At 70.8% G+C, this 13,372-nt stretch carries 19 protein-coding genes; all 19 read right to left on the bottom strand.

Annotation, left to right across the window (positions count from 1 at the left end; translation table 11 throughout):
- Positions 1-29: 29 nt before the first annotated feature.
- The 19 genes from OG870_RS06050 to OG870_RS05960 all read right to left on the bottom strand — a co-directional run bounded on the left by OG870_RS06050 (position 30) and on the right by OG870_RS05960 (position 13,370).
- A complete protein-coding gene (locus tag OG870_RS06050; RefSeq protein ID WP_327690724.1) occupies positions 30-788 on the bottom strand; it encodes a hypothetical protein in 759 nt (252 codons plus the stop codon).
- A gap of 30 nt (positions 789-818) precedes the next feature.
- Positions 819-1,529, bottom strand: coding sequence for a hypothetical protein (locus OG870_RS06045; RefSeq protein ID WP_327690723.1), 711 nt, complete (start codon positions 1,527-1,529; stop codon positions 819-821).
- Positions 1,530-1,550: 21 nt separating this feature from the next.
- The gene (locus OG870_RS06040) at positions 1,551-2,456 is read right to left on the bottom strand and encodes a hypothetical protein (RefSeq protein ID WP_327690722.1); all 906 of its coding nucleotides are present in this window, start codon (positions 2,454-2,456) and stop codon (positions 1,551-1,553) included.
- Positions 2,453-2,671, bottom strand: a complete 219-nt coding sequence (locus OG870_RS06035) for a tetratricopeptide repeat protein (RefSeq protein ID WP_266586567.1) — start codon at positions 2,669-2,671, stop codon at positions 2,453-2,455. The genes OG870_RS06040 and OG870_RS06035 overlap by 4 nt, the downstream gene beginning before the upstream one ends.
- 547 nt (positions 2,672-3,218) lie before the next feature.
- A complete protein-coding gene (locus OG870_RS06030) occupies positions 3,219-3,641 on the bottom strand; it encodes a hypothetical protein (protein WP_266586569.1) in 423 nt (140 codons plus the stop codon).
- 109 nt (positions 3,642-3,750) lie between these two features.
- Entirely contained in the window at positions 3,751-4,248 is a 498-nt protein-coding gene (locus tag OG870_RS06025) for a hypothetical protein (protein WP_269654463.1), read from the bottom strand.
- Between the two features lie 119 nt (positions 4,249-4,367).
- Complete coding sequence (locus OG870_RS06020) at positions 4,368-5,120, bottom strand: hypothetical protein (RefSeq protein WP_266586573.1); 753 nt, start codon at positions 5,118-5,120, stop codon at positions 4,368-4,370.
- A gap of 324 nt (positions 5,121-5,444) precedes the next feature.
- On the bottom strand, positions 5,445-5,795 hold the full coding sequence (locus OG870_RS06015) for a hypothetical protein (RefSeq protein ID WP_266586575.1): 351 nt from the start codon (positions 5,793-5,795) through the stop codon (positions 5,445-5,447).
- On the bottom strand, positions 5,792-6,193 hold the full coding sequence (locus OG870_RS06010) for a hypothetical protein (RefSeq protein ID WP_327690721.1): 402 nt from the start codon (positions 6,191-6,193) through the stop codon (positions 5,792-5,794). The genes OG870_RS06015 and OG870_RS06010 overlap by 4 nt, the downstream gene beginning before the upstream one ends.
- Before the next feature lie 151 nt (positions 6,194-6,344).
- Complete coding sequence (locus OG870_RS06005; RefSeq protein ID WP_266586577.1) at positions 6,345-7,082, bottom strand: glycosyltransferase family 2 protein; 738 nt, start codon at positions 7,080-7,082, stop codon at positions 6,345-6,347.
- Between the two features lie 77 nt (positions 7,083-7,159).
- On the bottom strand, positions 7,160-7,432 hold the full coding sequence (locus OG870_RS06000) for a hypothetical protein (protein WP_327690720.1): 273 nt from the start codon (positions 7,430-7,432) through the stop codon (positions 7,160-7,162).
- A 310-nt stretch (positions 7,433-7,742) separates the two neighbouring features.
- The gene (locus OG870_RS05995) at positions 7,743-8,261 is read right to left on the bottom strand and encodes a hypothetical protein (protein WP_327690719.1); all 519 of its coding nucleotides are present in this window, start codon (positions 8,259-8,261) and stop codon (positions 7,743-7,745) included.
- Between the two features lie 32 nt (positions 8,262-8,293).
- On the bottom strand, positions 8,294-9,091 hold the full coding sequence (locus OG870_RS05990) for a hypothetical protein (protein ID WP_327690718.1): 798 nt from the start codon (positions 9,089-9,091) through the stop codon (positions 8,294-8,296).
- A 301-nt stretch (positions 9,092-9,392) separates the two neighbouring features.
- The gene (locus tag OG870_RS05985) at positions 9,393-9,932 is read right to left on the bottom strand and encodes a hypothetical protein (protein WP_327690717.1); all 540 of its coding nucleotides are present in this window, start codon (positions 9,930-9,932) and stop codon (positions 9,393-9,395) included.
- Positions 9,933-9,955: 23 nt separating this feature from the next.
- Positions 9,956-10,372, bottom strand: a complete 417-nt coding sequence (locus OG870_RS05980; RefSeq protein WP_327690716.1) for a hypothetical protein — start codon at positions 10,370-10,372, stop codon at positions 9,956-9,958.
- A 61-nt stretch (positions 10,373-10,433) separates the two neighbouring features.
- Complete coding sequence (locus OG870_RS05975; RefSeq protein WP_327690715.1) at positions 10,434-10,739, bottom strand: hypothetical protein; 306 nt, start codon at positions 10,737-10,739, stop codon at positions 10,434-10,436.
- A gap of 33 nt (positions 10,740-10,772) precedes the next feature.
- Entirely contained in the window at positions 10,773-11,225 is a 453-nt protein-coding gene (locus OG870_RS05970) for a hypothetical protein (RefSeq protein ID WP_327690714.1), read from the bottom strand.
- 44 nt (positions 11,226-11,269) lie between these two features.
- Positions 11,270-12,784: an ATP-binding protein gene (locus OG870_RS05965; RefSeq protein ID WP_033530967.1), complete on the bottom strand. Its 1,515-nt coding sequence runs from the start codon at positions 12,782-12,784 to the stop codon at positions 11,270-11,272.
- A 46-nt stretch (positions 12,785-12,830) separates the two neighbouring features.
- Positions 12,831-13,370, bottom strand: coding sequence for a hypothetical protein (locus tag OG870_RS05960; RefSeq protein WP_327690713.1), 540 nt, complete (start codon positions 13,368-13,370; stop codon positions 12,831-12,833).
- Positions 13,371-13,372 lie beyond the last annotated feature (2 nt).

Here is a 13,372-nt window from a genome sequence, read left to right as displayed (position 1 = left end):
GAACGTCGGCTCGTCCCCGTGTGCGCGAGTCACCGGCCCCGGTGCGGAGAGGTGACCGGCGGGCTCGGAGGCGCTACCGCGGCGGTGCCCAGGGCGGGCCGGGCGGGCGGATTACGTAGGACGACGCCGACGCCCAGCTCGGACAAGCGGTGGCCGGCGGCTCGTACGGACGCGGCCTGGTGCGCGGAGTCGTCACCGGACAGGACGAAGACGTCGTTCTCCGCGTCGAGGGCGAAGCCGTAGTCGGTCAGGGCCTGGACGATGTCGTCGCGGTCGGGCTTGTCGACGACGAGGGCGTCGCCGGACCAGGTCATCACCACGTGTTCCGGCTCGGTGGCCGGCGGCGTCGTGAGGCGGGCGGCGTTGGCGCGGACCTGGGCGAGGGCCTTGTCGTACCGGGGCAGCAGGTCGTAATGGATGTCCTCGGCGGCGCTGAACGGGTCGGCGTCCACCGCGATCCCGTCGGGCTCACGGACGCCACGGAACGCCTCGTCCGGTGCGTCGGTGGGGGCCATAGCGGCGATCAGGTAGCCCTCGCCGTGCCCGAGCGGGTCCGCCACGAACAGTCGGCTGCCGTCGTCGCGGGTTAGCACGGCGTAGTGGTCCACGGTGTACTTGGCCAGAGTGTCGGCGACATCGTTCATGTCCCACACGTGGTCGGTAAGGGCGTCGCGGTCGTTGGTGCCGCCGTGGTCCGGGTGGTACGTGCTGGTCCAGGCGCCGGGCAGTTCGCCGGCGAGGACGGCAACGAACGAGCCGAGACCGGTGTCGGGGGTGGGGTCGTGCATGGTCTCCTCGAAGGGAATAGGGGGCGGGGCTCAACGCCGCCTGTTTGCCGGGGCCGCTGCGGTGGGTGCGGGGGCGGGGCTGGTGGTCAGGCGCGACGGAGGTGCAGGACAGGCGCAGATGGCGGAGGCTTCGCGTTCGTCCGGCCCGACGTCGGCGGTGCAAGCGCGGCGCTGGGGGTGGTTCTGGTGCCGGTCGGCGAGGTCGTTGCGCATGTGGGTGAGGTCGGACCGGATGACGCCGAGCCGGTGCTCGCCGAGGTACTGCAGCCGCTTCGCGGTGTGCGGATCCGGGGCCTGGCCCAGGCCCTGGTAGAAGGCGGCGGTCGCGGTGAGGACGTCGCCCAGCGCGATGAGCACTCCGTCGTGGGAGGCAGTCAGTTCGGTCAGCGCGTCGGCGACCTCGCCGCTCGTGGTGGCTTCACGGATCCGCTCGGCGAGGTCGGCGACCAGCGAGCCGAGTGGCTGGAAGTGCGCCTCGCGCGTCTCGGTGTCGAAGGCATCATCGGCGTCGACGTGGTAGCGCACAGCGCGCAGCCGGGCCACGACACGGGTGGCGAGACGTTCCTCCTCGGCTATGTCGAGACCGATGGGCAGGCGGTGATAGGTCTCGTGGAGGCGGACGACGGGGACAAAGCCGGTGCGTTGAAGGATGCTGTGGGCTTCCGGATCGCCGCCGCGGGCGAGGACTTCTCCGGAGTGCGCGTCGCGCCCCAGGGTCAGGAAGCGATCGGCAAAGGCCAAGAAGCTGTTCTTTCTGTCGGGTCAGTGGGTCAGCCGGGTGCCGGGCGTGGGAGGCGCGGCGGTCATCCGGGTCGAGAGGGGCACCGGCCGTGCGGTAGCGGGCAGGGCGGCAGCGGTCGCGTCGAGATCCTGCTGGACGCCGTACAAGCGGCGGGCGATCAGCTCCAGTTGGTGTCCTGCGGCCGGGCCGTAGGCATGCGGGAGGCGATCGAGACGGTGGGCTGCGTGCTCGACGAGGCCGCGCACGGTCGCGAGCGGACCAGTGTTCTCGTCGGCGAGCTGGCGCAGCAGCCCGGCGAGTTGAGTGGTGGCGTCGGCAGCGCCTGGTGAAGCGCCGTCGCCCGCCGCGGTGGAGCGCTCCGAGAAGCGGGCGGTCTGCCCAGGATCAGGGCCGAGGAGGGGAGAACGGAGGTCCAGCTCGGCCTCGATACGTCGGCACTCGGCTGCCAGAAGCGGAAACAGCCGGTGTGGCTGCGTGGTCCAGGTGTCGTCCGGGCGGATGAGGTTGGCGAGCAGGTCGAGGCGGCCGGGCTGTGCCTGGACGGCGATCCAGCGGCAGCCGTGGTCGTCCCCCGGCCGCTGGATGCCCGCGATGCGGGCGATCCGGTGGGCGATCTCGGACCACTCGGGGCCGGTGAGGTCGCGGTCGCAGGCGTGCAGGCGCACATCCGCGTGCCAGATGGCCCGTCGGTCGTCCTGCGCACAGACCGCGAAGGCGTGCTGCCAGCTGGGGTCGTCCAGGTGCTCGGCCCACTCGGCGGACGTCCAGGACTTCTGCTCGTCGTCGAGCGTGCAATAGTCCAGCCCCGGCCAGTGGGCGACCACCGTGTGCTCGGTCAGGCCCTCTTGGTCGCTGACCGAGCGGCCGAGGGCTTCGGCAAACGGCCCGCTGGGGCTAATGTCGCGTGGATGGATACGGATGATCATTGGGAGGTGGGCTTTCGGCGCCTACGGGCGAGTTGGGTCAGGTCGTGCGCGGCGGTGATCAGGGTGTGCTCGCGCACCATGTTGGAGTGGACGGCCAGGTTGCCCGGCGGCAGGAGTTCCAGGGCGCGCTCGATGGCCGTGCGCGCCTGGCGGTACTGGCCCAGCGCGCGCAGCGCCGAAGCCTTGCGGAACTGCGCGATCGGGATCGTCTCCACCGCCCTCGGGCAGCCGGTCCACGAGGGCGAGCAGCGCGTCCGCGCGGCCGGGAAGCAGACCGCCCAGCCACACTCCGTGCAGCAGGACCTGCAGTCTTGGGGTGATCCGATGCGGTGGCGAGGACCTGTTCCATCACGGCCAGGCCATCCGAGCGGGACTGGCCCAGGCGCGCGAAGGCGTACAGCGCCCAGCTGTACGGGTCCGCATTCAGCACGCTCAACGGCACCTGGTTCAGGAGGGATTCGATTGAGCGGCACCGGAAGTCGTAGCGCAGGGCGCTCAGGTAGAGGTGCCGGTACGCCCGACAGATGACCGGGCCGGGGCCGGGGTCGGTGACGTGCTCAGGGTCGAGAAGTACCAGCGCACTGTTCCCGGCGGCGCGGGCTTGCCAGGCGACGTCAGCGCACACCTCGGCTGACTCCTGCCACGTCGCGTCCAGATCACGCAGGGCCTCGGCCAGGCGCATTGGCCACTGGGTACCGGCGACCGTCTCGATGGCGATCGAAGCCACGCGAGCCAGGGCCGCGTTGCGCTCGGGGCTGGGGGTCATCGCCCGCCTCGGGCGTCGGCGACGTGCACCACCTGATTGAGGTGGTTGACCGAGTACCAGCCGCAGTCGACGTCCTGTTCGGCGCCGGCCAGGCGTGGGACGAGGTAAGTGCGCAGCGCCTGCTGGTAGATGAGGCAGTCCGGGCAGCGGCTGGAGAGATGGACGAGGTAGCGCGGGTGAGCGGTGAGGTACGTGCGCTCGCCGCCGGCCGGGTCGTACAGCCGCCACCCGTCCTCGTCGGTCGGCGTGTGCCACGAGGGCGTGACGACCTTGTAGGCGTCTCCCCACAGCTCACTGCCGGAGGTGCCCTTGAGGATGACGACCTGGTCGCCGGGCCGGAAGTGCTGGTGGGTGATGTCCCGTTCGGGGGTGACGACGTCACCTGGGGCATGCGGATGGCGGAAAACGGCATCGGGCACAGCAGGGGTTCCTTCCACAATCACGCGCAGGGGAGGCGGTGGGAGGAACAAGGATCCGGACGATCCCCGGTTTCGGTAACCGGTGATCGTCGGGTATAAGACCCTGTGTCTACCGGAACGGATTCTCGGTTCCGGTGTCGTCGCTGGTGGCGGCATCCAGGAGTTCGGGCAGGTCAGTGCCCTCGGCGTCGCGCTGATCGATCCACCACCCAACGCGGGTGACGGTGCGGATCGTGTCCTCCAGGGCAGCCCAGTCGGCCTCGTCCCAGCTGCCTTCGGTCACCAGCGCGCTGTACGCAGTCGTGACGAGCTGGTGGCGGGAGCGCTCACCCCAGGCGAGAGCCTTCTCGGGTCCTTCGAGCGTCGGCATGTCGAACCTCTCGGCCCACTCGGTGGCGGCCTGCTGTTCCTCCGCCCGCCTGGCGGCCAGCCACTCCTCCTTGCCGGCGCCGTCCTCGTCGCGGGCGGCCTTCCAGCAGTCGGTGCAGTCGCGTCCCTCCAGCCAGCGGGCGAATCCGGCCCGCCGGTCGGCGGGGCGGTTGGAAAGATCATGCGAGATTTCGTGTCCACAGCTGTGGACGATGTTCCACGTCGTTCGGACGGCCATATGAGGGCGAATCTCCTTATTGTCAGGGGTGGTTCGGTGTGTTCCGGGCGTTCGGCGCGACCTGGGCGGGGTGCTAGCACCCCGGGCAGTGGCCTCGGCAAGGCGGCAGTGGTGGACGGTCAGCGGGTCCGCCCGGTGGCGGCAGCGGGCGCGGGCGGTTTCGGCGGCGTGCTGGTCGAGACGGTGGGGCGGGAAGGTCCCTGGGACGACGCGACGGTGGCGCTGCGGACCACCGCGACCAGGGCCTCGCCGGACTCGAGCCACACCGCCATGGCCTCATCGGTGCCGCCCGGTTCGAGCCCGCTTCCGGCGTCGTCGCTGGACTGCGTCACGGAGGCGAGGAGGGTCTCGAAGCGGTCGAGAACCTTCGCATCCTGCGCGGCCAGGGGCTTGGCGCCGTCGCGACGACTTGCCGCGATCAGGTAGGGCGCGTGGGTGAGGAAACGCTCCAATGCGGCGTCCAGGTCCGCGGGGTACGGGTAAGGCACGGTGCCGGGCTCGACGTCGTCCCGCAACCAGTTCAGGTCTCCCTGCACTTCGCGCAGCCGCGCGAGGTTCACCAGCTGCTCGAATTCCGGCAGGAGGCGTGAACGCACCTCTGCAGCGACTGCATGGGCGGTGGGGGCGGCGACAGTGCGTGGCCCTGCGCCGATCACGTGGAGGTGGTCAGGGGCGGGAAGCAGGGCGGCGACCAGGTACTGGCCATCCCACGGGCGTTCGGCCAGGAGGAGTTCGGTGCCGCCGCCGTCGCGGAGGATCGCCGCACCTGAGTTGCGGTACTTCACAAGCGGGGACAGCATGGGGCCGGCCTCCCACACCCAGTCCAGCAGGTGGGTGGGGATGTTGCCGTCCGGGTAGTGCTCGATGTCCACCTCCCACGGACCGGGAAGGCCCTCGGCGACGACATACGCGATGTCGCCGAGATAGGGACGCTCACTGGTGATGACCTTGGTCTGGCAGTCGCGGGCCGTCTGGTGGAGCTGGGTGAGCGCCTCGCGTGCTTGGGAGTGGTTGTCGAGGCCCAGCCGGTGGACCTCGTCCTGGTGCCGGGTGAATCCCGCCAGTTCCAGGGCGGTGGTGGCCCACCGGTGCCGCTCCCCGCTGGGGAGCGCGACGATCGTGTTGCCGGCGGCGAGGTGCAGGGTGATCTCGGCGGAGGAAGTCAGGGCAGCGGGCTTTCGTTTTGGGACGCTGGGTCAGCGCCGTGGCCGCCGCGGGGTGCCGGCGGGCGAGGGCTGCGCGGTCATGGCGGTCTTCGTGCGGCGCAGCGTCGGCGGTGCGGAGGCTGCGGCCGGAGTGGGGCACAGGTCAGGGTCGAGGTCGACGCTGTAGCGGGCGGCGGTGAGCATCTCCGCAGCCCAGGTGGCGTGTTCGTTCTCCCAGGTGCGGCCCAGGTCGAACGGCAACCGGATCCACACGCCGCGCAGCGTGGGATAGGTGTCGAATCCAGCACGGGCCAGGACGCTCGCGGCGAAGGCATCGACCGGGCCATCGACTTCGACTTCGCCGCCCAGGCCGCGGGTGATGCGGATCGCTTCGTCGCTCATCGGCTCCGCCCCTTTCCGGCTGTCTGTGCTCGGTCGCCCACGGGCACAGCGGCGGTCTGCGGCACAAACTCAGGGAGGGTGGCTGTCGGGGCGGTGAGCCTTTGCGGGGAGCGGGTGGCCGCTGCCTGCGCGATGGGGTTGCGTCGCTCCATCAGCTTGTTGCGCACGGCCGGTTGCGGTGGGCCGGAGGTGAGGGCGGGGTCGAGGGGGTAGTCGGCCTGCACCTCGTAGCCGTGTCGGCGAAGGTCGAGGACGGCCTGGCGGGTACGGCGGACCCCGTCCTGCTGGGGGTGGGTGAGCCGGTACAGGCCCGGGGTCTCGGGGACCGGCTCGAACTGTTCACGGACCAGGAACCAGTCGGCCAGGTGCGCGGGGATGTTCGCGGTGGCGGCGGCCACGAAGCCGTGGTCGGGATGGGCGCCGAGGCGGAAGTGGTCAGACAGAGGCGAATCCTTTCTTTGAGCGGTCGGGGACTGTCCTGGTCGGGGTCGTTGGGCGCATGGTTCTTCAGGTGGTATCGGGGAGCGGGCGCGAAACGGGGCGCCTCAGCTACGCGGCGGAGGAGGCGGAATCGCGGAGAGCGCGCGCTGCGGCGTGCAGGCTGGCTCCGAACTGGTGGGCGAAGACCCGCGCCTTTCCCTCCAACTCGTCGTAGGAGTCCTGCGCGGTCATCTGCGCGGCGTGCTTGCGGTACCGGTAGACCGGAACGGGCAGCAGGATTCCCGGGGCGAGGCAGGTGATCGCGAGAGCGCAGTAATCCTCGCCCTGTACGAGACCGCCCATGGGGGCCGCGCGCACCAGGTCGGTTCGGGCCAGGAGAGTGGTCGGGCCGAGCGGGATGGTGTCGGCCGGGTCCTTCCAGTACCGCCATACGTCCCCGGCCTCATGCCGGCCGGGCGGCGTCGGGCACCGCCACAGGGTCGTGGACCCGTCCGCGTGCAGGTCCTGGCTGTATCCGGCACACCAGCCCACCCCGGTCTCCTCCAGCGTGCGCAGCCGCAGCGCCATGGCCCAGTCGGTGAACTCGTCATCGTCGTCAGCCCATTGGACATACTCGGTGCGCACTTCGTTGAGGGCGAAGTTGCGGGCGCAGGCCGCGCCGACCGGGCGCGGCAGGGCGAGGGTGCGGATGCGGGGGTCGGCGGCGAGCGCGGCGGGCAGCCGGGTGGGGTCGGCGCCGTCGAGGGCGACGACGGCCTCCCACGGGACGCTCTGGCGGCACAGGCTCGCGTGCATGGCGGTGAGGAACGCCAGTCGCTCCGGGCGGAGTTGGGTGGCGATGACCACGGTGATCTTAGGGTGAGGGTGCGGCGACAGGGGCTTCTCCGGGCGCGCTTCGGTGGGGACGGTGCGGGCTGCCGGGGCTATCGGCGGGCGGCCTTGCGGGGCGTCGGCGCCGATGCAGGAGCAGTGGTGGACAGGCGCGGGGCGGTACGTGGCGGCACGACCGGCGCCGGAGAATCCGGGTTCCATGCACCGGGATCGGCGACGATGCGGCTGCGCGGGTCGGTGTCCCACTCGACGACAGGTCCGCGGTCGTACGCCAGCAGGCCGATCACTTCGATGCCGTGCGGGTGGAGGACGTATCCCCAGTTCAGGCGGGACGCCGTCCGCTCCGTGTAGATCAGAGGCGGCACGGTCGGCCGGGCCGGGTATCGCTTGCCGGGCCGGTCGTGGCCGGCGGCGAGGCGGTCGCGCAGGGCGTCGGGCGCTCCGTCGAGGAGGTCGGTGCCGAGGGAGGACCAGCCTTCTGGCGCGTCGTCGATGAGGTACGTGGCCAGGGACTCGGTGTCGCCGGCGAACCGGTGCTGGTGCGCGGTGAGCAGCAGCGGCAGGTGATGGCTGGGGTAGCCGTCCCAGTGGACGTACGTCCCGGCGTAGCCGGTGGCGGTGGGGCGGGCGATGACAGAACGAGTGGACAGAGAGTCTTCCTGTCGACGGGGCGGGTCAGCGGGAGGGGCGGCGTGCGGGCGCGGCCGGTGGCGCGGGTGCCGCCGCGGGGCTGCTCGTGGGCTGTGCCGGGGCTGACGGGTGCGTGCGCCGGTAGGTGTCGGCGAGGTGGTCGTCGGTCAAGTAGCTGAGTTCGTCTCCGAGTTCGGACAGCTGCTCGGCGTGCCGGCGGTACCGTTCGGCGATCTTCGGTTCGTGGTTGCGCTCGCACCACTCGGCGGCCGTCTCAAGGAACTGGTGCAGCTCGCTCAGAGCGCTGTGTCCGTCGCCGAGGACGGCGGTGGCGACGGCCTGGAACTCGGCGGTCGTGCGCACTTGGTACAGCCGGCGGGTCCAGGCGATGACGCTCTGCCCGGCGTCCTCGATCGTGAGGCCGTCGGTGAACTGCTTGGCGTCGTGGGCGGCCCAGCGGTGCAGGTCGTCGGTGGTGGGCCGGTTGCCGCGGTGGCCTTTGATCTGCGCGCCGGTACGACCGACGTTGTCGTACAGGTCGAAGTCGGGGTGGGGCAGGGACAAGGAATTCCTCGGGGCGTGGAGCCGGGCCGCGGTTACGAGCGGGTCGTCAGTGCGGAGGTGACGGGCGGCCCGGAGGCGTCGGTGCGGGCGCACGTGTAGCCGATGAGGCGGGACGGGGCGGCCTTGGCCGGCACGGTGGCAGCGTCGGAGCAGACGAACGTGTACGTGACCGAGGTGCGCGGGATGTCGTGGAGCCAGGCGCGGTCGTCCTTGCCGGGGTTGATCTGCAGCCCGGAGTGCGCGATGGCGTCGGTCTGCGTGTGGGTGTGGGCGAACAGGATCAGCGCCCCACCGTCGGTGGTCTTGAGCGCGTAGGCGTCCTTGTAGCGGTTGGCTGCCCCGGCGAAGACGGTGGTGCCCAACTTCCCGTACTTCTTGGTCGTCTTGTCGTGGACCTTGATCTGCTGCTTGCTCGCCGTGGTCGGGGTGAAGACCTTGGTGCCGGTGTTCACCCCGCCGGTCGCGAAGTTGTCGATCACCGCGGTGCGCAGCAGGTCGGCATCGGCGGCGAGCTGCTGGTTGCCGTCGGCGGCGACTGCGGTGGCGTAGCCGTGCTGGTCGAGGGCGATGTCCGGCAGTGTCTTGTCGTCGAGGTCGATGACGGAGACCATCTCCCACTGCTTGTGCTCCGGCTGCTCGGCGAAGACCGCAAGTCGGCTCGGATCCTTGCCCTTCTGGCCGGAGAGCGCGGCGGCGAACCAGCGTTCTTGGCCGGCGGTGAAGCGCGGGATGTACAGCTTGGCGTTGGCGGTGTCGTACGACCACGGCTTGTACGGCTTACGGTCGGCCTTGGGCAGGCCCTCGTCCTCCTTGTAGTCCGCCACGGACATGGCGTACAGCGGGCCGTCCTCGATGCTGTCGAGGAGCGTGCGGTCGTTGTCGGCGTTGGCCTCGTTGTTGATCTTCGAGTAGTTGGTGATCTGGGCGAGGGCCGTCTGCTTCGTCAGCGCTGGTACGGCGGCCGGTGCGGGGGAGGCGGTGCGGGTGGCCTTCGTCGTGGCGTCGTGGCTGCTGGTGTCGGAGGTTGTGCAGGCGGACGCGGTGAGGGTGACGGTCGCGAGCGTGGTGAGCAGCAGGGCGGCGCGGCGGGCGGGGGTGTGCGAGGGGATGGGGGCGCTCCGGGGGAGGGGATCAGCGGGATCGGGATGGGGTTGGGGCGGCCGACGGCTGGGAGGGCATGGGGGTTGCGGCCGATGGTGTGCGGGTGTCGGCAGCGGTGCGCAGGTGCTTCGCGGCGCGGGCGAGGTAGATGCGGCTGTCGCCGAGGCGGTCTTCGAGCCGTTGGTGCTTGGTGGTGATCGCCCGGTCGCGGGCGGGGCCAGGGGCTTGGTGTGCGAGGTCGGCGAGATGGCCGAGGTGATGAACTGCGGCGCTGAGGGCGGCGAGCGCGAGCCCGGTGGGTTCGGCGGCGCTCGCGAGCGCGAGGGTCGTGCGGCGCACCGTGGCCGTGGGCCGGCCCGAGGAGCGGGCGGCGGCGCGATGGCGGAAGGCGCTCTCGCCGGCCAGGAATCCCAGCAGGCGGGCCAGGTGACGGACTTCGTCGTCCAGGATCTCGCTCAGGGCCGGATCCGGGCGGATCTGGTCGGGGAGCGGAAGGTGGTCGGCAACGGTGTTGAGCCGGTCGGCCACGTCGTGCAGCAGCATCCGCTGGTCGGGATCGGACAGTGGCAACTCCTTGATGCGGGGACCGGGTTCTACCGGCGGGAAGTGGATTTCGGGGAGGAGGACACCATCGGCAGCATCTTGCTCGCGGCTGCTGATGCCGCAGTAGGAGGCGGGAGGGGAGCGGCGCGGCGGAAGTTGACCCCGATGCCCTGGAGTGTGAGCCGCTGGGCGGCGAGCTGGACCAGCAGGGCGCGCTCCTTGGAGCTGTAGGAGGCCGGCAGCACGAAGGCGAACTCATTCGGCCTGTACTGGAAGTTGCAGCCGAACAGCGTCATGCGTGCCTCTTCAGGAACCGAGTCGTACGGTGCTCCCACCACGCCGTCCGGGTACCAGACCAGCGTGAGAGTCTGGGCGACCTCGGGCGCGGGCTGGCGGTGCGGAGGCTCGGGCTGGCTGAAGGCGTTGTGACGGACCGCGTCCAGGGCCGCCCGGTAACGGGGCAGCACGCGTCGGGTGACTGCGGCGGTGGCGCGGGCCGGATCGTTGGGGACGGCGATGCCGTTCGGCTCACGTACCGGGCTGGTGGGTCTTGAAGCCCTCGGGCTCCAGTGGGGCCACCACGAACTGGTGGCGGTACAGGGGCCGGTCGGTGACGTAGAGCTGCTCTCCATCGGGGCCGTTCAGGACGGCGTCATGACCGAGGACGTACTGGCTGACGATGTAGTCGACGTGGCCGGCGTCCCAGAGCCGTTCGATGGTGGGGAACTGGTCCTGGTAGGTGGGGTGGCGGTGGTACTCGCTCGTCCAGGTGCCGGGCAGGCGTTCGGCGAGCGCGGCGGCGAAGGCGGACAGGTCGGTGCGAGTCGGGGGCATGGGCTCCTCGGGTTCTCTGCGGCGGGTATGTGGTCAGACGCGGCGCAGGCTGTCGAGTACGCCGCCCCACTGAGGGCCGTCCCAGTTGATGACCAGCGCGGATCCGTCCGGCTTGAGCTTGAGTGTGCCCCGGGCGCGGTCCGAGTCCGGTGTCGTGCAGTGCAGGGTGAGCACGGGTGTTTCCGTGGTGGTCTCGGCGAGAGTGCCGGGGCAGGCGAGGGTGCCGGTCGTGGTGACGGCGGTGCCGGAAATGGTCAGCGAGGCGATGGGGCTGTCGGAGTTGATCGGCCGCCACGTGCCGTCCAGCCCGTGAACCGGGTGCGTGGCGGCAGGCGTAGGGGTGCGAGGTGCCGGGGAGACGCTGACGGAGGTGGTGTCAGTGGCCTCGGTGGTGGTGCCGCATCCGGCTACCAGGGCGGTGGCTGCCAGGAGGGCGGAGCCGGAAACCGCGGCCCGGTGACGTCGGCGTGGGGTGAAGGCGGACATGGGAAGGCTCCTGTCGGTCGTCGAAACGCGAGGTGAGCGGGGGGTCAGTGCATGCGGGCGTCGGTGTCGAAGAGCGCCAGTTCGTGGGGGTGCAGGAGGTGCTGCACGATGAAGCTGCGCCCCGCGACCTTCCACAAGCCTCGGCCTCGGTTGAGGTGGGAGATCGCGTCGGTCTCCACCGAGGTCAGGCCCAGCAGGGCTGCTGCGGCATGGAGTTGGTCGGTCTCCTGCCGGTAGACGATGCGGGTGGAGCAGTCGGCGAGCAGACCTTCGGCGAGGGCTCGACCGCGGGAGCCGGCGTCGCCCGCGGTGAGCAGGTCAGACAGCCGGTGGATCACCATCAGGTTCGCGATGCCGAGTCCGCGGCTCAGCTTCCACTGGGACTGCATGCGCTGCAGGAGGCCGGGGTGGCGCATCAGGCGCCAGGCTTCGTCGTAGACGATCCAGCGCCGGCCGCCGTTCGGGTCGGACAGTGCGGATTCCATCCACGCGGACGCGCAGGTCATCGCCAAGACCAAGGCGGTGTCGTCGCCGGATCCGCCCAGGCGGGACAGGTCGATGGTGAGCATCGGCGAGTTGGGATCGAAGGCCACCGTGCTCGGGGCGTCGAACATCCCGGCGAGGTCGCCGTGGACCAGCCTGCGCATGGCGTGGGCCAGGTCGCGGGAGGCGTCGCCGAGGCGGCCGGACATGATGCCGCCGGCCACATCGAGTTCGTCGGGGTTGTTGAGGGTGGCGGCGATGTCGCCGAGCAGCGGGGTGCGACCGGTGGCGGCGGCGCGGGTGACGACGGCATCCAGCGCGACGTCGAGGCCGGTGTGCTCCATCGGCAGCAGGTCCCGACCGAGCACGGTGCGGGCCAGCGAGCCGAGCAGCAGCAGGCGGCGCTTTCGGATCTCGCCAGCCCAGTCGGCCTCGGAGACGCTGTTGGGCCGCGGTGCCGCGTCCAGAGGGTTCAGCTTTCCGGGCAGGCCCGGCCCGAGCGCGATGGAGGTACCGCCCAGCGCCTGCGCCACGGGCGTCCATTCCCCCTTCGGATCACACGGGACGTAGACCCGGTACCCGAAGGCGATCGACCTCAACGCGAAGGACTTGGCCAGCGCCGACTTGCCCTGCCCGATCACCCCGGCAAGGAGCACGTTGGGGTTGGTGAAGCCCTCGACCTTGCCGTACAGCGCGAACGGGTCGAAGCAGAAACTGGCTTCGGCGTGGACGTCGCGGCCGATGTAGATGCCCTCGGCGCCGAGGCCGCCTTCGGCGAGAAACGGGTACGCCCCGCTCGCGGTAGCCGTGGTCATGCGGTGGGCGGGCAGCTTGAGCCTGTTGTTGCGGGAGGACGCGGGGCCGGGTCGCCCGGCGGGTGGGAAGAGGGGCGCCGGCATCTCCTGTTCTGCTACGCCAGCGCCGCTGGTGTGGGCGGCTGCTTCGAGGCGAGCCTTCGCGGCGGCCTCGGCGAGCTGCCGGCGGGCAGCCTTGCGAGACGCGCGATCGGTGCCGTGCGGGGTGAACAGGGGGCTGGCGCTGGCGCGGCGGGCTCGGCGCGCAGGCCGGTGGCTCATGACGGGGCGGCTTTCACGTGACGGCGGTCTGGACGCGGCGCGGGGGTCAGACGACCGGCGAAGCGGTGAACAGAATCGGGCTGCGATAGCTCTTGCCGTCGCCCGACCAGTCCAGCTGGATGTAGCCGTCGGCGAGGTAACGGCCGGAGCCCGCCTTGGACTTGAGGGTTCCGGTCGAGTAGGAGCCGTTGCCGTTGCCGCTGCTGTGTTCGAGCGCGTGCTCCAGGCCGGTGTAGGCGCCGGACTTCACGACCGGGTCCGTGCCGCTGACGCTCCGCTTGGTCTGGAGCTGGAACTTGGCCTTGTTGAAGGTCAGGGTGCTGCGGTTCTTGGCCGTGTACGGGCCGTCCCAGTACACAGTGGCGGTGGTGTAGATGTAGCCGCCGGACCGCATGGCGCACAGCGTCACGTCGAAGTCCCAGTTGTCGGAGTCGGGGCCGTTATAGCTCGGGTCGTCGACGCTGTAGCTGCTGGTCTTGCAGTGGTAGCTGGCGGCGGATACCGGAGTGGCCGTGGCCAGGGCGGCGGTGCCGGCGAGCGCGGCGAGGGCGACGGCGGCGGAGGTGGAGCGCTTCAGGTTGCGCATTC

Origin of the sequence: Streptomyces sp. NBC_00461, from assembly GCF_036013935.1 — a bacterium.
In the GTDB taxonomy this organism is placed as follows: domain Bacteria; phylum Actinomycetota; class Actinomycetes; order Streptomycetales; family Streptomycetaceae; genus Streptomyces.
This window is presented reverse-complemented; position numbering and strand designations above follow the sequence as displayed.